Origin of the sequence: Micromonospora carbonacea (genome assembly GCF_014205165.1) — a bacterium.
GTDB lineage: Bacteria > Actinomycetota > Actinomycetes > Mycobacteriales > Micromonosporaceae > Micromonospora > Micromonospora carbonacea.
This window is the reverse complement of record NZ_JACHMZ010000001.1, coordinates 5,442,014-5,461,871: the sequence shown is the minus strand read 5'-3', so window position 1 is coordinate 5,461,871 and position 19,858 is coordinate 5,442,014. Positions and strand designations below refer to the sequence as shown.

Genomic DNA, 19,858 nt, shown 5'->3' with positions numbered 1-19,858 from the left:
TTTACGGGGGTGAAACCGCTGCCCACGGTCGCGTGCCTGGGGCCCGCCGCACCTCAGGGCACCTCGCGGCGCAGCGTCGGGACCAGCCCGGCCGCGCGCACTTGATCGACTCCATGTCGGCGACATCGCGTGATCATCCGCCCCGGATATCGCCACCTGACCGCCATGGCCTTGGTGTCGCCCCTGATACCCTCAAACTTGGTTGTTTCACGGATGAGTGTCTTGGGGGTGCGGGGTGCACGGATTCGTCGGCAGGCAGCGGGAGCTCACCGCGCTCGACGGGATGTTGGGACGGGTCAGCCGAGGCGGTCGCGCGGGTCGGCCCGGCCGGGCACTGCTGATGCGGGGGCGTCGCCGGGTCGGCAAGTCGCGCCTGGTGGAGGAGTTCGTCGAACGTGCCAGCGTCCCTCACCTGTTCTTCACCGCCTCGGCTCAACCCACTGTCGCCGCAGACCTAGCCCTTTTCGTCGAGGCCGCCCGAGCATCTTCCCTGCCCGGCGCAGGTCTGTTCACCGCGCAACAACCCGCCACCTGGGACGCCGCCCTCACTCTCCTGGCGGCAGCTCTGCCCGCCGACCGACCCGCTGTGGTCGTCCTGGACGAGATGCCCTACCTGATCGCGACGGACCCGGGCTTTGAGGGGACGTTGCAGAAGGTGTTCGACCGGGAGTTCTCCCGGCGGCCGGTCCTGCTGATCTGCGTCGGCTCCGACCTCGCGATGATGGAGGCGCTCAACGACTACGGCCGGCCGTTCCACCAGCGGGCAACCGAGATGGTCGTGCCACCGCTGAATCCGGCGGACGTCGCCGAGATGCTCGATCTGCCGGCGCCGGAGGCGTTCGACGCCTATCTCGTCTCCGGCGGCCTGCCGCTGATCCTGGACGAATGGCCCCCAGGGGCCTCTCCGACGGAGTACCTCGCCGACGCCGTCGTCGACCCGACGTCCGCGTTGCTGGTGAGCGCGGAACGAGCCCTGGCCGCCGAGTTTCCGCCCCAGTCCCAGGCGAATCTGGTGCTCCGGGCGATCGGCTCCGGTGAGCGGACCTTCTCGTTGATCGCCCGGGCGGCGGGCGACCTTCCGCAGGCCTCCCTGACCCGCGCGCTCCGGCTGCTCACGGGCAAGCGGATCGTCGAGGCACTCGTTCCGCTGTCGACCCAGCCGTCGCGGGAGACCCGGTACGTCGTCGCCGAACCGTACCTGCGGTTCTGGCTGTCCTTCCTCGGGCCCTACCTGCCCGAGATCGAACGGGGGCGGGGCGACCTGACGCTGGCCCGGATCACCACCTCCTGGACATCCTGGCGGGGGCGGGCGATCGAACCCGCCGTCCGGGAGGCGTTGCGCCGGCTGCCCGCCGACCGGCTGCCGGAGGGAACATCGGCCATCGGCGGGTTCTGGACCAGGACAAACAACCCCGAGATCGACCTCGTCGGCGCGGACCGGGAGCCGGTGGCCCGGCGAGTGACCTTCGTGGGCTCGATCAAGTGGCTGGAGCGGCGTGCGTTCGACGGTCACGACCTCGGGCGGCTGCTGCTGCACCGGTCGCTGCTGCCCGGCGCGGACGAGCGGACGGAACTGGTCGCGGTGTCGCGCGCCGGTGTCGACGTGGACGGGGTGCGGGCGCTGTCGGCGGAGGATCTCCTGACCGCCTACCGCGATTGAACTCATCGCCCCCGCGCGCCGTACCACTGCGCGAGGATGTGGTGCGGCGGGTCGGCCGCACCGCTGCCGAGCTGCGGGAGGCCTGCCGTGCGAGTTGGTGAGCAGTCGACGGATCCCATCGACCAAGTGCTGGGTGAGGTGCCGGTCCCGGCGTCCCTGACACCCGAGGACGTCCGGCTCGCGGTCCGGGCGGTGGTGGTGCACGCCGCCGAGGAGTGGCCGTCGGGGGCGTTGTGCCGCAACGACGGGGCGTCGTACCCCTGCCGGCTGCACCGCTGGGGTCGGCGGGTGCTGGAGGCCCACGGCCTCAACGGGCGGCAGATCGACGCCCTGATCAGGCACGGAAACCCGTTCGTGCACGTGCCGTTTCCGTTCACGGCGACCGGTCCGTCGCGCGCCGACCGGCCCGCCGCCCACCCGGCGGTCACACAGTCCGGGCGGGGCGCGACGCCCCCGGGCCGGGCGGGCAACCCGGCGGGGCGCGCGCCCATGCCGCCGGGCCGGGTCTCCGCCTCCGGCGGGCGGGTGCCGCTGCCGCCGGGGCGCACGCCGCTGCCGCCGGGGCGCATGCCGATACCGCCGGGGCGGGTGCCGACGCCCCCGGGTCGGGTCTCCGCGTCCGGCGGGCGGGTGCCGACGCCCCCGGGGCGGGTGCCCCCTGCGCCTGGGCGGGTCTCCGTGCCTACCGGGCGTCCCGTAGCCCGGCCCGGCCTGCCCAGCCGGCCGGTGCCGCCCAACGCCGCCGCGCCGCCCTGGCCTCGGGCGAGCTGACCGGGAACGTTGCGTCGGCCCGGTCGTGGGGGTTGCATCTCGCGACCGGGCCGACGCTGTGCGGGCAAGGCCCTGCTCGATCACGGATCGAGTGGTCTCGCGGGGCGCAGGAGGCCACTCGATCCGTGATCGAGCGCGATCTTGCGCCGCGACGACGGGACGGGGCGAGCTCGCAGCCGGCCCGTGCGGAGGGTGATCCCCGAGGTGGCGGCGGCTGGCGGTAACGTCAGCGGGGGCTCGGGGAGGTGGCTGGTGGCGCGCGGTGGTGTCTTCTGTGTCGAGGGGCAGTGGCACCGTGACCTCAACGAGCGCGGGTCGGTCCTGCCGACCCTGGAGCTCCTCGAACGGCTGGGCAAGATCCGGTTCATCCACAAGGACGCGGCGACCCGCGACGAGCTGTTCTACTTTCTCGACCGCTGGCTGCTCAAGCAGTACGCCGACTACCGGGTGGGCTTCTTCGCCATGCACGGCGAGCCGAGCCGCCTCTGCCTCACCGACTGGGACTCGGTCGACCTCTCCGACGTCGCCGAACGGATGGCCGGCCGCTGCGACGGCCGCCGCCTCTACTTCGGCAGCTGCTCGGTGCTGCGGGCGTCCGACGCCGTGCTGCGCGACTTCCTCGACGAGACCGGCGCGGCCCTGATCTGCGGGTTCACCCGGGAGGTCGACTGGGTGGAGTCGGCGGCGTTCGAGACCGTGCTGCTCGACGTGCTGGCCAACGGGCAGCGGCACAACGCCGCCGAGCTGCGGATGGGCTCGGCGCACTGGGCGCCGCTGGCGGCGTACCTGGGCTTCCGGATGATCTACGCCAACGGCCGGGCGTGGCGGCCCACCGTGCGGCCCCGGGTGCCCGCCCAGCCCACGGCGGGGCGGAACACCGCCCGGCCCCGCTGACGGCGCTGCTGGTAGAAACGGGTATGGCACGCAGCATCGCGAGCAACACCCGGGTCGACCGGGCCGCCCTGCTCGACTTCATCCGTCCCCGGCACCGGGTCCTGCTGATGACCACCCGCTCCGACGGCCGCCCCCAGTCCTCCCCGGTGGCGTGCGGGGTGGACCCCGAGGGCCGGCTGGTGATCTCCACCTATCCGGAGCGGGCCAAGGCGCGCAACATCCGGCGGGACGCCCGCGTCTCGGCCTGCGTGCTCTCCGACGACTGGGACGGGCCCTGGGTGCAGGTGGACGGCACCGCCGAGGTGCTCGACCTGCCCGAGGCGCTGGAGCCCCTGGTGGCATACTTCCGCAGCATCTCGGGCGAGCACCCAGACTGGGACGAGTACCGGGCGGCGATGGTCCGGCAGGGCAAGTCGCTGATCCGGGTCACCATCGACGATTGGGGACCGATCGCCACCGGCGGCTTCCCGGCCCGCCTCGCCGACTGAGCAGCCGCGCCGACTGAGCCACGCGCGCCCTGACTGTGCCCACGGGGCCCGGCTGTCACGCGCGGTCTGACTGTGCCCACGCGGCGGCTGAGCACGCGCGACCTGGTCGGGCAGGGCGGGACCGGGCACACCCCGCCCCGGCTCAGTAGCCGGCGGTGAAGCGCATGTTCTCGAAGCGCGGGTTTTCGATCTCGTCGACGACGGCGACGGCCAGGTCCTCGTAGCTCAGCGCCGCGCGCCCCCGCTCGTCGGTCACCGGCTCGTCGAGGCCGGTGCGGTAGTGGCCGGTGCGCTCCCCGGGGTGGAACTCCAGCGGCGGCGGGGAGACGTACGTCCAGGTGACCCCGTCGGCCGCCGAGCGGTACCAGGCCAGGGCGTCGGCCTGGCCCAGGGCAGGCTCCCGGTATTCCTCCGGGAAGTCCGGCTCCTCCAGGTACGGGGTGCCGCGGGGCGTCAGCAGGGTCGCCCCGCCGCCGACGTGGATGATCCGGGGCGGGTTCGGCACGTCCCGCAGCACGGTGACGAGGTTCTCGGCCGCGTCGCGCCACAGCGCCCGGCCCTCGTCGCCGCCGACGGCGACGACCATGACGTCGGCGGCCGGGGCCAGCTCCCGCACGCTGTGCGCCGAGGTGACGTCCCCGGTGACCAGGTCGACCCCGGCCGGCAGGTAGCCGGTCGCCTCGGGGCGGCGTACGGCTGCGGTCACCCGGTGGCCCCGCGCGACCGCCTCGGCGGTGATCCGCGACCCCGCCGTGCCCCCGGCGCCGAACACCACGACGTTGCTCATGGCCCCAGGCTAGGAGCCGGCCGGGCGCGGCGGCGGCGTTCCGGCGATCCCGGCCGCGCTTCCTCGGCGTCGCCGACGAGGCGCCCCGGATACCGCCGGCGAGGCCGCCCCCGATACCACCGCGCGGCCGTGCCCGACGCGCCGGCGGCGGGACCACCGGCCGGCTCAGTCGACCAGGGCTGAGTAGACGAGCTGGCGCAGCTGGGGTCGCAGCGGGTGGGTGCTCGACGGCATGAGCTGGGTGAACAGCAGCGCGGTGACCTCCTCCACCGGGTCGACCCAGAACGCGGTGCTGGCCATCCCGCCCCAGTAGTATTCGCCGGCGCTGCTCGGCACCCGGGACGGGACCGGGTCCTGCACCACGGCGAAGCCGAGGCCGAAGCCGATGCCGTCGAGCACCGTCTCGGCGAAGCCGGTCGGGGAGTATGAGGCCAGGTCGCGGCCGTCGGGCAGGTGGTTGCGGGTCATGAAGCGCACCGTGCGGGGCCCGAGCAGGCGCACGCCGTCCAGCTCCCCGCCGCGCAGCAGGAGCTGGGTGAACCGGTGGTAGTCGGCGGCGGTGGAGACCAGCCCGCCGCCCCCGGAGAGGAAGTCGGGCGCGGCAAGCGCGAGCCGGCCGAGCGCGTCGGCGCGGATGGCCTGCCCGGTCGCGGGGTGCGGGAAGTAGAGCGCGGCGAGCCGCTTGGCGTCGGCCTCCTCGACCCACCAGCCGGTGTCGGTCATGCCCAGCGGCCGGAAGATCCGGGCGGCGAGGAACTCGTCGAGCCGCTGCCCGGAGACGACCTCGATCAGCCGGCCGAGCACGTCGGTGGAGACCCCGTAGTTCCAGCCGGTGCCGGGCTGGAACAGCAGCGGCAGCCGGGCGAGCCCCTGGCTGGCGGCGGCCAGGTCGGCGCCGGTGGGCACGCCGAGGTCGAAGCCGGCCGCCCGGTAGAGGCCGTCGACGACGGAGACCTGGGCGAAGCCGTACGTCAGGCCGGACATGTGGGTCAGCAGGTGCCAGATCCGGATGGGCTCGACCGCCGGCACCGTGTACGGCTTGGTCACCGGCCCCTTGTCGTAGACCCGGACGTCGGCGAACTCGGGCAGCCAGCGGCCGATCGGGTCGGTGAGCTCGAAGCGGCCCTCCTCCCACAGCATCATCGCGGCGACGGAGGTGATCGGCTTGGTCATCGAGTAGATGCGCCAGATGGTGTCCGGCTCGACCGGCAGCCCGGCCTCCCGGTCGCGCATCCCGTAGGTGCTGGCGTGGGCGACCTCGCCCCGGCGGGTGACGACGATCTGCCAGCCGGCGAGCCGGCCGTCGTCGACGTACCTGCCGAAGTGCTCGTCGATCCGCGCCAGCCGCGCGGGGTCGAAGCCGATGCGGTCGGGGTCGGTGCGGGGGGCCAGGCTCACCCACCGAACCTACTAGCCGGTACGCGCCGCGCGGAAGACGTCGGTGGCCGCCGTTAGGCTGGCCGGGTGCCGGAGCCCACCGAGGACGCGACCTTCCGCCACGACGACTGGTATGCCGAGGACCTGGCCGACCGGCACTTCGTGCGCTGCGAGTTCTTCCACGTCGACCTGACCGAGGCGGTCAGCCGCGGCGCGGTCTTCACGGAGTGCGTCTTCGGCAACGTGGCGTTCAACGCCTCCCGGCACGTCGACTCGGCCTTCACCCGCTGCGTGTTCAAGCGGTGCAACCTGTTCGAGGCCGAGTTCACCGGCTGCAAGCTGGTCGGCAGCAGCTTCGACCAGTGTGACCTGCGGCCGTTGCGGGTCGACGGCGGCGACTGGTCGTTCGTGGCGCTGCCCGCCGCCGACCTGCGCGGGGTGCGCCTGACCGACGTCCGGATGCGCGAGGCGGACCTGACCGGCGCCGATCTGACCGGCGCCACGGTCACCGGCGTCGACCTCTCCGGGGCCCAGCTGCACGGCTCCTGTCTCGTGCGCGCCGACCTGCGGGGCAGCGACCTGTCGGCGCTGGATCCGACGACGGTGCGGCGGGCCGGGGCGCTGGTCGACGCCGGGCAGGCGGTGCTGCTGGCGCAGGCCCTCGGCTTCCAGGTGGGCTGATCGACGACTCAATCGGGGCCCGCCCCGGTTCGTGGACTTCGCCGCTTTCGCGCTTAACGTGACCTCCAGTACGCTCAGCGCAGCCGGCGGCGCCACCACCGCCTCGGCGCGTCGCGGTGCGCCCTGCCTGTCTCGCCGCGACGTCGGCGCCCGCCCGGCTGACCCCCGCCGACGTTCCCGCGCCCGTCCGGTGACCCGGCGCCGTGGCGCAGCCCGCCCCGGTCGCTGGGGAGCCGGTCGCGCGCCGGTTCCTACCGGACGGTAACGAAGTGGAAACGCCCGGCGGGACACCCCTGGCGTCCGGCCGGGGGTGGTGCCAACGTGATACGGCTCACGCCGGTGCGCGGCGGTCGCCGGGACCGGGACACCGGGTGGGGAGTGGAGGCCAGGTGGCGCAGGAAGACCTCACGCGGGACGTCGATCCTGGTGGGCGGGGGGTGTCCGGCCCGCTGCGCCGGGCCGGGGAGCCGGTCGACGGCCGGACGCGTTCGGAGCAGCGCCGGCTGGCCCGGGCCCGGCAGCGCCGGCGGTGGGCGGTGGAGGGCCTGGTGGTCGTCGCCTGCCTCGTCGCCCTCGGGGTGTATGCCGCCGCCCCGGACGGCCCGGCCGCCGGGCCGGACGACGAGGCGGTGCTGCCGGCCCCGGCGGGCCGGCCCAGCGGCGGGTTCCCGGTGGCGGACCGGCCGGGCTCGCCCGCCGACGCGGCCACGCCCGGCCTGCGCCCCCGGCAGCGGACCCCGACCGCCCCGCCGCCGTCGCCGTCGCCGTCGAGCCCGGTGGCGCCGCAGCCGGCGGCGGTCCACCTCGACGTCGCCCAGGCCGACGTGCCGGCCGCCGTCGACCTGACCGCGGCGGGCACCCGGGACTGGGTCCACTGGGGACTGCGCGGCCCCGGCTCGACGGTCCGCAAGCGCGACGGGTCGGGGGAGATCGCCGACGAGGGCGGCCGCGGCGACCGGGTGGGCCACGACGTCAGCCCGGAGACGTTCAGCTGGCGCGACGGTGCCCCGGTGACGTCGTCTTCGGCAACCACGACAGGCGTCTCCGCCTGCGGCGTCGGCAGCGGCTTCGCGCTCGCCGTGGACGGTGGGGGCGAGGCCCGCACCGTGCGCCTCTACGCCGGCCTGTGGATGGCGCGCGGCCGGCTGGAGGCGCGGCTGTCCAGCGGCGGCGGGACGGCCGTCCGCCGGCTGGAGGACCCGCACACCACGCACACCACCGAGTTCACCGTGCGGTTCCGGGCCCCGAAGGGGACGAAGCTGCTGCTCACCTGGACCGTCGAGGCCACCTTCGGCGGGTGCGGCAACGTCAACCTGCAGGCCGTGGCGCTGCGCTGAGCCGGTGCGGGCGGTCGGGGCCCGCCCGCCGGTCGGGACAGTTTGTCCGTCGGGCCGCCTCCGGACGGTCGTAGGTTGTCCGCTGACCTGGTCCGTCCGTCCTCTGTGGAGGCATGCCCGATGAGCCGCACCGCCACCCCCGCCCGTGCCGTCCGTTCCGCCGCCGTCCCCCGCGCCCGCGAGGAGGCCGGGGAGGGGCTGTGGGACATTCCGCTGCCGCCGTACGTCACGGGGGAGGACGCCCAGTTCGCGGTGCGGGCGGTCGTCGTGCACGCGCCCCGGCGCTGGTCCGGCGGGATGGTCTGCCGCAACGACGCCAGCCCGCACCCCTGCCGGCTGCACCGCTGGGGCCGGCGCGTGCTCGCCCTGCGCGGCCTGCGGGCCGCCGAGATAGACCTGCTGATCGAACGGGGCGACCCGGCCGCCACGGTGCGCCCGCCGGACCGCCCCGGCGCGTGACGCGCCCGTCGGCCCCTGGGACGCCCGTGGGCCCGGGCCCCTTCCTCCGCACCCGGAAGGGGCCCGGGCCGGTCCGACAGGTGACGCCTCCACCCGCTCGGGGCCTGCGGCGCGACGCTGCATGCGCTGATGCTGCCATGGAGAATTCTGCCGGCCAAGCCCATGGAGCGAAGGTTAGTGCCGGATCGGACGGCGTTCGGGGTCCGCGGCGGGCCGACGGGCCGGTCCGCCCCGTCTCCCGGCCCGCCGGCTCGCGTCAGGCGGTCCCGGGCGCGGGGCCGGTGGGCTTCTCCGGATCGGCGCGGTAGCGCGGGTCGCGCCGCACCACGAGGGGGGCTGCGAGGGCGGCCAGCGCGCCGCCGAGCAGCGGGAAGACGACGAACACCCAGAGCTGCCGCAGGGCCGTGCCGCCCTCGAACACCGCCGGGCCGAACGACCGGGCCGGGTTGATCGAGACGCCGTCGAGGGTCAGACCGACCAGGAGGCAGGCGGCCAGGCTCAGCCCGATCGCCAGCCCGGCGAACCCGGCGTGCTCGGCCCGGCTGGTCACCACCAGCACGACGAGGACGAACAGGAAGCTCAGCACCGTCTCCAGCACGGCCGTGCCGCCCAGGTTGATGTGCGCGCCGTAGCCGTTGGTGCCGAGCACCCCGGTCTGGTCCGCCACGCCACCCCAGCGGGTGAGCCCCCAGATGAGCAGCGCGGCCACCGTCGCCCCGGCGAACTGCGTGATCCAGTACGCCGCCGCGCCGACCGGGGAGATCTTGCCCGACAGCAGCACCCCCAGGGTCACCGCCGGGTTGACGTGGCAGCCCGAGAGCGGGCCGATGGTGTAGACCAGCCCCACCAGGATGAAGCCGAAGGCCAGCGCGACCACCACCATGCCGCCCTGGACCTGGGCGAAGACCGCGCTGCCCACGCCGAAGAAGACCAGCAGCAGGGTGCCGACGAACTCGGCCGCGTACCGCCTCGCGTCGTCCATGGGCTCCAGCGTAGGGAGCATCCGGGCAGCTCGGAGCCGGTTCCGTCGCAAGGCCCGATCGAACTCGTTCCATTTGACGGATGCCACCGCAGCGGGCACGGTGGGTGCAGGGGCGCGTGCCGAGCAGCCCCGTTTCGCCCGGTGACGGCCCCGCCGTCACCCGAGCTCCCCCGTGTGACCGTCCGCGGGCCGAGCCCGGTCCGCACCCGGGTGCCACCGAGAATCCACGAGGAGTGCCCCATGCTGACCATGACCGACAACGCCGTGCTGGTGATCCGCGACCTGGCCGCCCAGGAGGACGTCGCCGAGGGCGGCGGCCTGCGCATCGCCGCCGACACCGACGCCGGCTCGCTCACCATCGAGCTGGTGCCCGAGCCCGTCCAGGGCGACCAGGTGGTCGACCGGCAGGGCGCCCGGATCTTCCTCGACTCCGACGCCGCCGACCTGCTCACCGACACCTCGGTCGACGCCGCCGTCGACGACGAGGGGATCGTGCAGTTCGGCTTCACCGAGCAGTAGCCGGCCCCTCGCCGCGTCGGCCCGCCGCGCGCCTGGGCCGGGCGGCGGGGCGGCGTTCGCCGTCGTGACGGAGCTGGTGCAGCACGTGGGCCAGGTGGTGCGAGGTGCTCCAGGCCGCCCAGTTCGTCGTGGAGCCGGCCCCGGCCACCCGCCGGGCCCGACGCAGGATCTCGTGGTCACCCCACGAGAACGCCGCCCCGGTCGTCGGCCAGTGCGTCGCCGACACCAGCGTCCGGCACAGGTCGGCGACCCGCTCGTCGCCCCGGCCGCCCCGCCGGGACCAGCGGTAGAGCCACCACGCGTGGTCGGTGGTGTAGCGGACCGTGGGCAGGCGGTCGGAGAGCGCCTCGCCGCCGGGCACGGCGCAGCCGACCGCGTAGTCGCCGTACCGGACGCCGAGGTCGGCCAGCCGACGCCAGAGCAGCCAGTCCCAGCGTTCGAGGCGGACCGGCTCGTCGGTGGGGAACCCGGCCCGCGTCGGCGGCAGCCCGCCGGCCGCCACCGTCACCGCCCGCCAGGCGTGCCGCCGCGCCCAGTCCACCAGCCGCCGCACGCGCGGCTCGGCCAGCCGGACGTCCGCCGGGCAGCAGACGTCCCCGGCGTCGACGAGGAGCTCGCACTGCTCGGGCACGAGCCGGGTGAGCCGCCAGATCCGCTCCACCGAGGCCGTCGCGGCGTCCGGGCCGGACCGGTCGCTGCGGGCCCGCAGCCGCACGACCAGCCGTCCGGCGTACGCCCGGGCCGCCACGCCGTGCGCGGCCAGCCGCACGTCACTGTCCGCGAGCCCGGCCACCGGCACCAGGGGCACGTTCCACCGGGCCAGCTCGGCGTCCGGCCCGTCGGGCAGGGCGGTGACGTCGACCGCCGGCAACAACCCGGGTGGGAGCCGGGTGAACGCCTCCGCGAGGGCGCGGTCCACGATGGACACGTCGAGGACCGGGGCGACCAGGGCGGCCGTGGCGCTGTCGAGGTGGCGGAGCGCCTCCAGTTCGCCGCGGTGGCAGGCGAGGATGGGGTGGTAGACCGGTTCCGCCGCCCGGCCCCCGTGGGCGGGCACCATACCTCAATGTAGCGATACATCGGCCCTCGTCACAGGGCTCGCGGCAAATGCCGGGCGTCCGGCCGGGGGGCGCTCGTACGATCCCCGGATGCCCGACGCGCCCTTTCGCTACCGATCGTCCGAAGAAGACAGCGCCCGCTGGGCCGGATTCCCGTTCCGCGACGGCGACATCGTCATCAGCACCCGGTCCAAGAGCGGCACCACCTGGATGCAGATGATCTGTGCCCTGCTGGTGTTCGGCACGCCCGACCTGCCGGCCCCGCTGTCGCGGCTCTCGCCCTGGCTGGACTGGCTGGCCGAGCCCCGCGCCGAGGTGTACGCCCGGCTCGCCGCCCAGCGGCACCGCCGGTTCGTCAAGACCCACACGCCGCTCGACGGGGTGCCGCTGGACGACCGGGCGCACTACGTGGTGGTGGCCCGGCACCCGCTGGACATGGCGGTGTCGCTCTGGCACCAGAGCGGCAACCTGGACCGGGCGCGGCTGGCGGAGCTGACCGGCCGGCCCGCCCCGGCGGGGCCGCCCGCCCCGCGTACCCCGTTGGTGGAGTCGTTGCGGCGGTGGGTGGACCGCGAGGTCGACCCGCGCGCGGAGCTGGACTCGCTCCAGGGGGTGTGGTGGCACCTGGGCGACGCCTGGGGGCGTCGCGACCGGCCCAACGTGACCCTCGTGCACTACGACGACCTGGCGGCCGACCTGGCGGGGCAGATGCGCGCGCTGGCCGGCCGGCTCGGCGTCGAGGTGGCGCAGCCGCGCTGGCCGGAGCTGGTCGAGGCGGCCACCTTCGACCGGATGCGTGAGCGGGCGGACCTGCTGGTCCCGGATCCGGCGGGGGTGCTGAGGGACCGGCACGCGTTCTTCCGGCGCGGCCGTTCGGGGCAGGGGCGGGAACTGCTCGACGCGGCGACGCTGGCCCGCTACCGGGCGCGGAGCGCCGCCCTCGCCCCGCCGGACCTGCTGGCCTGGCTGCACCGCGACGGCTGACCGGGCCGGGCGGCCACGCGGGCGGCGGGGGTCCGTGATCGGACAGAGTCCGCCCAGCTCAGGGCCCTGATCAAATAGCCGGCTGTCCATGATTGGACAGCGGGCGGGGATGGCTGGCCGGCGGGTGGCGGGGCTACCGTTCTACTCGTAAAAGGTATTGATCGGCGCGAAACTCTTCTTTCGTTTCGATCACTACTTTTCACTACATCCCTCTATTTGGTCGTCCGCCGCCCGGGCGGCCGCGAAGGAGTCATCATGTCCGAGTCCAAGAAGACCGCCGACCAGCCCGCCGCCAGCCCCGAGACCCTCGCCGAGGTGGCCGCGCTGGCCGTCCCCGCCACGCTGTACGGGATGCCCCCGACAGCGCAGATCCTCTTCGCCGTGGTCGACGCCAACGGGACGCTGATCCGGGGCTTCGGCACGGTTTCGGCGACCCGCCTGGGCGTCGGGACCTACCAGGTCGTCTTCTCCCACGACCTGACCCGGTCCGCGTACCTCGGGACCCTCGGCCTGCCCGGCAGCGTCGGCGGCTCGCCCAGCGGCGAGATCGCCGTCGTCGGCCGCGCCGGCGTGCCCAACGGGGTGTTCGTGCAGACGTTCACCTCGGCGGGGGCGCCCGCCGACCGGGCGTTCCACCTCGCCGTCGCGTCCTGACGCGCCCGCACCGGCCCCCGTCGCAGCCCGCGGCGGGGGCCGTCCGCCGCCCGCCCCGCGCACCGGTCGCCGGCCCCGGACAGGAGCGCACGGCGCCGCTGCGACCCGAGGGTCGTAACGTCGCCGCGCTCCGGCCGTCTCCCGCCACCGCAGCCGTACGGCGGTACGCCGGCGGGGACCTGGCTCGACCGGACGGGTGCGCCGGTCGAGGTGTCGATGCCCGGTCCGCACGGGTCCAAACCTCGGATCAGTGGGAAATCGCACCATCCGTCGTTCCCGGCGTGACGCGCGGCGGGACCGGGTATGTGCGGGCCATGGAGCATTTCACGATCGCGACCGTCGCCGAGAAGAGCCCGGACTTCCGCCGGGTGCTGTGGACCGGTGACCACACCCAACTGGTGATCATGACGATCCCGCCGGGCGGTGAGATCGGCGAGGAGGTCCACGAGGGCATCGACCAGATCCTCACCTTCGTCAGCGGCACCGGAGAGGCCCGGGTCGCCGGCGAGACGAAGGAGGTCGCCCAGGGCGACCTGGTGGTGGTGCCCGCCGGCACCAAGCACAACTTCGTCAACACCGGCCCCAACCCGCTGGTGCTCTACACCGTCTACGGCCCGCCCGAGCACGCCGACCAGGCCGTCCACCACACCAAGGCGGAGGCCGACGCGGCGGAGGCGGCCGGCGAGGACGAGCCGCCCACCGCCTGAGGCCGGCGGGCGCGCGGCCCGGGCCCGCCCGCGCGGCGGTCCGGGCCCGCCGTCCGAGGGGCCGCCGGCCGGTCGAGGCCGGCTGCCTGGTCGGGGGGCCGGCTGTCTGACCGGGGCCGCTGTCTGATCGGGGCCGGCGCGGGTACCCCGGGCGGGTGGACCAGCCGCCCATCTCCGACTACGCCTTCCTGTCCGACTGCCGCTCCGGCGCGCTGGTGGGCCGGGACGGCTCGATCGACTGGTGGTGCCCGGACCGGTTCGACGGGGCCGCCGTCCTCGGCCGGGTGCTCGACCCGGCGGCCGGGCACTGGCGGCTCGCACCGCTCGCGCCGTCGCGGGTCGAGCGGGCGTACCGGCCGGACACCCTGGTGCTGCGCACCGTCCACCACACGCCCGCCGGCAGCGTCGCGGTCACCGACGCGCTCGCCGCCGAGTCCGGCGCGCGCGGTCACGAGCTGGGCATGAACTCCCCGGCCGTGCTGCTGCGGGTCGTCGAGGGGCTCACCGGCCGGGTCCGGATGGGCCTGGACCTCGCGCCCCGGCCGGAGCACGGCCTGCTCACGCCGTACCTGCACGAGCAGGCCGACGGCAGCGTGCTGGCCGCCGCCGGCCCCGCGGTGCTGGTGCTGGCCGGCACCGGGCCCGCCCTGCGCGCGGACCGCGACCGGGTCCGGCAGGAGTTCACGGTCGCGGCCGGTGAGACCGTCGGCTTCACCCTCGCGTACGCCCCGGCGTACGGCGGCCCGCCGGTGCGCCTCGACCCGGTCGCCGCGCTCACCGACACCACCCGGGCGTGGCAGGCGTTCCGCGAGTCCCACCACTACGAGGGGGAGTACGTCCCGCAGGTCCGGCACAGCGCGGTCGTGCTCACCGGCCTCACGTACGCCCGCAGCGGCGCGGTCGCCGCGGCCCTGACCACGTCGCTGCCGGAACGCCTCGGCGGCGACCGCAACTACGACTACCGGTTCTCCTGGCTGCGCGACTTCGCCTCGACGATGCGCGCCCTCTGGGTGGCGGCCTGCCCGGAGGAGGCGTCCCGGCTGTTCGCCTGGGCGGCCCGCTCGATCGGCCGCATCGGCGACGCGCCGGTGCCCGTGCTGTTCGGGCTGGAGGGGGAGCGGGACCTCTCCGAGCACGACTGCCCCCACCTGCGGGGATACGCCGACAGCCGGCCCGTCCGCCTCGGCAACGACGCCTGGCGGCAGCGGCAGCTCGACGTGCCGGGCGAGGTGATCTCGGCGGTCTGGCGGCTGCACGAGCAGCTCGGCGACACGCTCGCCGACGAGCTGGCGGAGATGGTGGTCGGCCTCGCCGACCAGGTGGCCACGACGTGGCGGCTGCCCGACCGGGGGATGTGGGAGACCCGGGACGCCGACCGGCACTACCTGTCGTCCAAGGTGCTCTGCTGGGTGGCGCTGAACCGGGCGGTGGCGCTGGCCCCGCAGCTCGGTGGGCGGGCCGACCCGGGCCGCTGGGCGGCGACCCGCGACGAGATCCGCGTGATGGTGCTCCGGGAGGGCTGGAACGAGCGGGTCGGCGCGTACACGGGGGCCTTCGGCTCGCCGGAGCTGGACGCCTCGGCGCTGCTGCTGCCCCTGGTGCGCTTCGCCGACGCGACCGAGCCCCGGATGCGCGCCACCATCGAGGCGGTCGAGCGCGAGCTGGGCGCCGGCGACGGCCTGGTGCGGCGCTGGTCCACGGACCCCGCCGGCTTCCCGCTGTGCTCGTTCTGGCTGGTGGAGTGCCGGGTGCTGACCGGCGAGCGGGACCGGGCCCGGCGGCTGTTCGAACGGCTCCTCGGGCACGCCAACGACGTGGGGCTGCTGCCCGAGCAGATCGACCCGGGCAGCGGCCTCCACCTCGGCAACACGCCGCAGGCGCTGTCGCACATCGGGCTGGTCAACGCCGCGTGGCGGCTGACCGACCCGACGACGAGCTGACCCGCCGCGCCCGGCGGGTCGGCCGCCCGGCCGCGGCGTGTTAGGAAGGGGCCCTTCCTATACCGAAAGCGTTAACAAGGGGCCCTTCCTTGCACCAAGGCGGGTCGGCGTCAGGCCACGACCGGGACCGCCGAGACGTCCACCGTCTCCGGGTATTTCAGCCCGGCGCCCGTGTTGAGCACCACCACCCGCTCCCCGGCCCGGATCCAGCCGCCCTCGCGCAGGTGCCGGGCGGCGGTCAGGCAGGCCGCCCCCTCCGGGCAGAGCAGCAGCCCCTCGTCGACGCCGAAGCGCCGCAGGTCGGCCAGCAGCTCCGCGTCGTCCACCGCGATCGCCGTGCCGGCGCTGGCGCGCAGCGCGCCCAGAATCAGCTCGTCGCCGAGCGGTGCCGGCACGGTGATCCCGTACGCGACGGTGCGCGCGTCGGCCCACGGCCGCGCCCGGTCCTCCCCGGCGGCGAAGGCGCGCACGATCGGCGCGCAGCCGGTCGACTGCACGGCGACCAGCCGGGGCGGCCGGTCGGTGATCCAGCCCAGCCCGTGCAGCTCCTGCATGGCCTTGTGGATGCCGATCAGCCCCACCCCGCCGCCCGTCGGGTAGACGATCACGTCCGGCACCTGCCAGCCGAGCTGCTCGACGATCTCGTACCCCATGGTCTTCTTGCCCTCCAGCCGGTAGGGCTCGCGCAGCGTGCCGGCGTCGAAGACCGCGCCGCCGGCCGCCGCCACGAGCGCGGCCACGTGCCGCCCGGCGTCGCCGATCAGCCCGTCGACCAGCCGCAGGTCGCCCCCGGCGGCCAGCACCTCCCGTCGGCAGATGGCCGGCGCGTCCAGCGGCATCACGACGGTCGCGGCGAGACCGGCGCGGGCCGCGTACGTCGCCCAGGCCGCGCCCGCGTTGCCGTTGGTCGGCAGGGCGATCCGCCGGACGCCCAGCTCCCGGGCCCGGCTCACGCCGACCGCCGCGCCGCGCGCCTTGAACGACCCCGTCGGGGTGAGCCCCTCGTCCTTGACGATCAGGTCGGGGATGCCGATCCGGGCCCCGTACGCCGGGGCGCGCAGCAGCGGCGTCCAGCCCTCGCCCAGCGTGGTGACGTGCCGGGGGTCGGCCACGGGCAGCAGCTCCCGGTAGCGCCACAGGTCGGCCGGGCGCAGCGCGAACCGCTCCGGGGTGACCGCGGCGGCCACGGCCGCGAGGTCGTAGCGGGCCAGCAGGGGCGACCCGCAGGCGCACAGGTTCTGCGGCTCCGCGGCCGGGTACGCCCGCCCGCAGCGCGGGCACTCCAGGTGCGTCAGGTACACGGTGGGTTCTCCCGCCCTCGGCTCGGAGCTCTCAGGTCACGCCGGTGGTCGTGGCCGCGCCGGCGCAGAGGTGGAGGGCGGCGGTGCTCCTCCAGGCGGTCGGCCACCCCCGCATTCTGCGCCGAACCGGGCGGTCGCGCAGGCGGGCGCCGTGCGGCGTGCGTGCCGCGGCGGGCATGGCCGGCGCGATCAGGGGTACGACAGCGGCCATGGACACTCTCGACCAGCCCACCGTGCTGCTCCCCGGCGACGTGCGGATGCCGCTGCTCGGCTTCGGCACCTGGCAGGCCACCGGCGAGGCCGGGCACGCGGCGGTGCTCGCGGCCCTCGACGCCGGCTACCGGCACGTCGACACCGCCACCATGTACGGCAACGAGGCGGAGGTGGGCCGGGCGGTCCGCGACAGCGGACTGCGCCGGGAGGACGTCTTCGTCACCACGAAGCTGCCGCCCGACCGGGTGGGCCGGGAGCGCGAGACGATCGAGGCCAGCCTGCGTGCCCTGGGCCTCGACCACGTCGACCTCTGGCTGATCCACTGGCCGCCGTCGGCGGCGTCGGACAGCATCCCGGTGTGGCGGGAGCTGCTCGCCGCGCGGGACGAGGGCCTGACCCGCGCCGTCGGGGTGAGCAACTACGGCACCGGCCAGCTCGACGAGCTGATCCAGGCCACCGGGGAGGTCCCGGCGGTCAACCAGATCCGCTGGGGTCCCGCGCTGTACGACCGGCGGCGGCACGCCGAGCACCGGGACCGGGGCGTGGTGCTGGAGGGGTACAGCCCGTTCAAGTCCACCGACCTGTCCGACCCGGTGCTGACCCGGATCGCCGCCGCGCACGACGTGTCGCCGGCCCAGGTGGTGCTGCGCTGGCACGTCGACCACGGGATCGTGGTGATCCCGAAGTCGGTCACCCCGGAGCGGATCCGCGCCAACGCCGACATCTGGGGATTCTCGCTGACCGCCGAGGAGATGCACGACATCGACGCCCTCGGCGGCTGACCTGCACGCGGCGCGGGGGCGGCCCGGACCGGGCCGCCCCCGCGCCTGCGGTGGTGGTCAGGAGCGGGTGCAGGTCATGCCGTTGAGGGTGAAGCTGCTCGGCGACGAGTACGCGCCGCTCAGCGTGCCCTGGTAGCCGAAGCTGGCCGTGCCGCCCGGGGCGAGCGTGCCGTTGTGGCTGATGTTGCGCGCCGTCACGGCCGAGCCGCTCTGGGACACGGTGGCGTTCCACGAGCCGGTGATCTGCTGGCCGCCCGGCAGGTTGTAGTTCAGCGTCCAGCCGTTGAGCGTCGCCGTGCCCGTGTTGGTGATCTGCACGTCGGCGGTGAAGCCGTTGTTCCACGAGTTGGCCGTGTACTTCACCGCGCAGGCGCCGGTGCCCGGGGGCGGGGTCGGGTTGGTGGTGGGTGGGGTGCCGCCGGTGTTGACGCTCTGCGAGAAGTTCGTCACGGCCAGCCCGGCGCCGCCCTGCCAGGGCTCGAAGCCGGCCTGGATGCTGGTCAGGTACCAGGAGTTGGTGATCGCCCCGCGGTTGCGGGTGTCGTTGATGAAGTGCAGCACGTCGAAGCTCAGGCTGGGGATCGCCGACGACGCGACGTAGGAGATCACGTTGTTGCCGCCGTTGTTGCCGCGCCAGACCTCCCAGTTGCGGCCGGCGATGTTGGCGTTGCCCACCGGGGAGCCGATCGGCTGGATCGGGCCCTGCCGGTTGAGCCAGATCATGATCTCCATCTGGTTCACCCCGTCCCGCTTGGGGCTCGGGTCGAGCCAGATGTCGTACGAGGCGTTGTAGATGGCCCCGCTGACGTAGCGGTAGTTGATGCTGCCGGGGGCGCTGCTGATCTGGCTGACCTGCACCGGCAGGTTGGTCCCCGGCGAGCAGTTCGTGTAGTGGCAGCCGACGAAGATCGACGGGTACGCGGTCGGCGCGCCGTTGGTCGGGCTGCTGCCGTTGAGGGTGGTGATCTCGAAGCCCGTGCTGGTGGCGTTGATGCACTGCTGGGCGGTGGTGCCCCAGCGGTTGTTCTGCACGACGTACTTGCCGCCGATGACCGTCGAGCCGAACTGCTCGCAGATCTGGGTGTCGGCGGAGGCCGTGCCGCCGACGGCGACGGCGACGATCGAGGCGGCCGCGAGGAGGCCGGCGGCCGCGAGGGCGCGGAGTGGACGCTTCATGATGCTCCTTGCTGCGACGGCGAAACGCTCGGGACGGGTCGGGGTGCGGTGTGGTCGGTAGGTGGGTGCGGGAGCGCTCCCACGCTCCGCCGACACATTTACATGTTTGAAACCGTTGCGCAAATGAAACGGTTAAGCTAGCGGGGAGTCGGCGTTCGGCCCGTCGAACGGCGGCCACGAATCCCCGGCCAGCAGCCAGCGCCCCGCGCCCACCCGCCCGGCCGCCTCGACCAGCGCGGCGGCCATCTGCGCCCGGGTCTGCGGCCCCAGCCGCGCCACCGGCGCGCAGAGCGCGATCGCCTCCGTCGCCGGCCGCCGCAGCGGCACCGCCACCGCGACCGCCGCCAGCCCCGGGTCGCACTCCTGCGCCTCCGCCGCCCAGCCCCGTTCGCGTACCGCCGCCAGCTCGGCGCGCAGCCACGCCGGCCCCGTCGCCGTGCTCGCCGTCCGGGCCGGCAGCGGCCAGCTCAGCAGCCGGTCCACCGCGTCGTCCGGCCGCTGGGCCAGCAGCGCCCGGCCCGCCGCCGTGGCGTGCGCCGGCAGCCGGCAGCCGACCGGGTGGTACGCGCGCAGCGCGTGCGGCGACTCCCGCCGGGCCAGCAGCACCACCGACCCGCCGTCGAGGCGGAACAGCTGCGCGGTCTCGGCGAACCGGGCCGCCAGCCGGTCGAGCACGCCGCCCAGCAGGCCCGTCGCGCCGTCGCGCCCCAGGTAGGCCGCACCGACCTCCAGGGCCCGCAGGCCGAGCGCGAACCGGCCGCCGCCGTCGTCCGTCTCCACCCAGCCCCGCGCCAGCAGGGTGCGCAGGAGCGCGTGCAGGCTGCTCTTGGGGATGCCGAGCGCCCGGCTCAACTCGCCCAGCGGGCGCGGGCCGCCGGCCGCCGCGAGGGCCTCCAGCACGTCAAGCGCGCGACCGGCCGACTTCACCGCCCGGTGCGCGTCGCCCGCCGTCACCCGGAACACTTTAGCGGTCGTCGATGGATCGGCCCACCGGCGGAACGGAGTTCACCTCGCGGAACAACTTTTTCGCCCGCCCGGCCGACCCGTGGGGCGTCCCCCGGCGATCGACGCAACCCGTCGAGGGTCGA

Annotated in this window: 20 protein-coding genes; 13 read left to right on the top strand and 7 right to left on the bottom strand. The window is 74.9% G+C overall.

Annotated elements, in window-relative coordinates; translation table 11 throughout:
• The first annotated feature begins 235 nt into the window (after positions 1–235).
• The 4 genes from HDA31_RS33155 to HDA31_RS22860 all read left to right on the top strand — a co-directional run bounded on the left by HDA31_RS33155 (position 236) and on the right by HDA31_RS22860 (position 3,813).
• Complete coding sequence (locus HDA31_RS33155) at positions 236–1,660, top strand: ATP-binding protein (protein ID WP_178063640.1); 1,425 nt, start codon at positions 236–238, stop codon at positions 1,658–1,660.
• Between the two features lie 87 nt (positions 1,661–1,747).
• A complete protein-coding gene (locus tag HDA31_RS22870; RefSeq protein WP_178063641.1) occupies positions 1,748–2,431 on the top strand; it encodes a ribosomal eL19 family protein in 684 nt (227 codons plus the stop codon).
• Positions 2,432–2,683: 252 nt separating this feature from the next.
• The gene (locus HDA31_RS22865) at positions 2,684–3,325 is read left to right on the top strand and encodes a DUF6642 family protein (RefSeq protein WP_178063642.1); all 642 of its coding nucleotides are present in this window, start codon (positions 2,684–2,686) and stop codon (positions 3,323–3,325) included.
• Positions 3,326–3,348: 23 nt separating this feature from the next.
• On the top strand, positions 3,349–3,813 hold the full coding sequence (locus tag HDA31_RS22860) for a PPOX class F420-dependent oxidoreductase (RefSeq protein WP_074473609.1): 465 nt from the start codon (positions 3,349–3,351) through the stop codon (positions 3,811–3,813).
• 142 nt (positions 3,814–3,955) lie between these two features.
• On the opposite strand, the gene HDA31_RS22855 is transcribed toward HDA31_RS22860, so the two are convergent.
• Both HDA31_RS22855 and HDA31_RS22850 read right to left on the bottom strand, forming a co-directional pair.
• Positions 3,956–4,600: an NAD(P)-dependent oxidoreductase gene (locus tag HDA31_RS22855; RefSeq protein WP_178063643.1), complete on the bottom strand. Its 645-nt coding sequence runs from the start codon at positions 4,598–4,600 to the stop codon at positions 3,956–3,958.
• Between the two features lie 165 nt (positions 4,601–4,765).
• On the bottom strand, positions 4,766–5,992 hold the full coding sequence (locus tag HDA31_RS22850) for a serine hydrolase domain-containing protein (RefSeq protein WP_221487673.1): 1,227 nt from the start codon (positions 5,990–5,992) through the stop codon (positions 4,766–4,768).
• A 72-nt stretch (positions 5,993–6,064) separates the two neighbouring features.
• On the opposite strand from HDA31_RS22850, the gene HDA31_RS22845 reads away from it, so the two are divergent.
• From HDA31_RS22845 to HDA31_RS22835, 3 genes are all read left to right on the top strand, one after another.
• Positions 6,065–6,658 (top strand): pentapeptide repeat-containing protein, encoded by a 594-nt coding sequence (locus HDA31_RS22845; protein ID WP_178063645.1) that lies wholly within the window; start codon positions 6,065–6,067, stop codon positions 6,656–6,658.
• Positions 6,659–7,047: 389 nt separating this feature from the next.
• Positions 7,048–7,995, top strand: coding sequence for a hypothetical protein (locus tag HDA31_RS22840; protein WP_246384455.1), 948 nt, complete (start codon positions 7,048–7,050; stop codon positions 7,993–7,995).
• Between the two features lie 120 nt (positions 7,996–8,115).
• Positions 8,116–8,454 (top strand): hypothetical protein, encoded by a 339-nt coding sequence (locus HDA31_RS22835; protein WP_246384456.1) that lies wholly within the window; start codon positions 8,116–8,118, stop codon positions 8,452–8,454.
• 256 nt (positions 8,455–8,710) lie between these two features.
• On the opposite strand, the gene HDA31_RS22830 is transcribed toward HDA31_RS22835, so the two are convergent.
• The gene (locus HDA31_RS22830) at positions 8,711–9,436 is read right to left on the bottom strand and encodes an MIP/aquaporin family protein (RefSeq protein WP_178063647.1); all 726 of its coding nucleotides are present in this window, start codon (positions 9,434–9,436) and stop codon (positions 8,711–8,713) included.
• Between the two features lie 240 nt (positions 9,437–9,676).
• Here HDA31_RS22830 and HDA31_RS22825 point away from each other — a divergent pair, with 240 nt between their 5' ends.
• Complete coding sequence (locus tag HDA31_RS22825) at positions 9,677–9,955, top strand: adhesin (RefSeq protein ID WP_178063648.1); 279 nt, start codon at positions 9,677–9,679, stop codon at positions 9,953–9,955.
• Here the strand turns inward: HDA31_RS22825 and HDA31_RS22820 are convergent.
• Positions 9,942–11,015, bottom strand: a complete 1,074-nt coding sequence (locus HDA31_RS22820; RefSeq protein WP_178063649.1) for a beta family protein — start codon at positions 11,013–11,015, stop codon at positions 9,942–9,944. The genes HDA31_RS22825 and HDA31_RS22820 overlap by 14 nt on opposite strands.
• 88 nt (positions 11,016–11,103) lie before the next feature.
• Here HDA31_RS22820 and HDA31_RS22815 point away from each other — a divergent pair, with 88 nt between their 5' ends.
• From HDA31_RS22815 to HDA31_RS22800, 4 genes are all read left to right on the top strand, one after another.
• Positions 11,104–11,997: a sulfotransferase domain-containing protein gene (locus HDA31_RS22815; protein WP_178063650.1), complete on the top strand. Its 894-nt coding sequence runs from the start codon at positions 11,104–11,106 to the stop codon at positions 11,995–11,997.
• Between the two features lie 255 nt (positions 11,998–12,252).
• Positions 12,253–12,651, top strand: a complete 399-nt coding sequence (locus HDA31_RS22810; protein WP_178063651.1) for a hypothetical protein — start codon at positions 12,253–12,255, stop codon at positions 12,649–12,651.
• 314 nt (positions 12,652–12,965) lie between these two features.
• Positions 12,966–13,358 carry a cupin domain-containing protein gene (locus HDA31_RS22805; protein ID WP_178063652.1) on the top strand — a complete coding sequence of 131 codons (393 nt, stop codon included), beginning with the start codon at positions 12,966–12,968 and terminating at the stop codon, positions 13,356–13,358.
• 155 nt (positions 13,359–13,513) lie between these two features.
• Positions 13,514–15,298 (top strand): glycoside hydrolase family 15 protein, encoded by a 1,785-nt coding sequence (locus HDA31_RS22800; RefSeq protein WP_178063653.1) that lies wholly within the window; start codon positions 13,514–13,516, stop codon positions 15,296–15,298.
• Positions 15,299–15,408: 110 nt separating this feature from the next.
• On the opposite strand, the gene HDA31_RS22795 is transcribed toward HDA31_RS22800, so the two are convergent.
• Entirely contained in the window at positions 15,409–16,599 is a 1,191-nt protein-coding gene (locus HDA31_RS22795; RefSeq protein ID WP_178063654.1) for a threonine synthase, read from the bottom strand.
• 209 nt (positions 16,600–16,808) lie between these two features.
• Between HDA31_RS22795 and HDA31_RS22790 the strand changes: the two genes are divergently transcribed.
• Positions 16,809–17,594 carry an aldo/keto reductase gene (locus HDA31_RS22790; RefSeq protein ID WP_074473632.1) on the top strand — a complete coding sequence of 262 codons (786 nt, stop codon included), beginning with the start codon at positions 16,809–16,811 and terminating at the stop codon, positions 17,592–17,594.
• 57 nt (positions 17,595–17,651) lie between these two features.
• Here HDA31_RS22790 and HDA31_RS22785 read toward each other — a convergent pair whose 3' ends face one another.
• Both HDA31_RS22785 and HDA31_RS33150 read right to left on the bottom strand, forming a co-directional pair.
• Complete coding sequence (locus HDA31_RS22785) at positions 17,652–18,770, bottom strand: glycoside hydrolase family 12 protein (protein ID WP_074473634.1); 1,119 nt, start codon at positions 18,768–18,770, stop codon at positions 17,652–17,654.
• 132 nt (positions 18,771–18,902) lie between these two features.
• Positions 18,903–19,724 carry an IclR family transcriptional regulator gene (locus tag HDA31_RS33150; protein WP_246384458.1) on the bottom strand — a complete coding sequence of 274 codons (822 nt, stop codon included), beginning with the start codon at positions 19,722–19,724 and terminating at the stop codon, positions 18,903–18,905.
• Between the last annotated feature and the right edge of the window lie 134 nt (positions 19,725–19,858).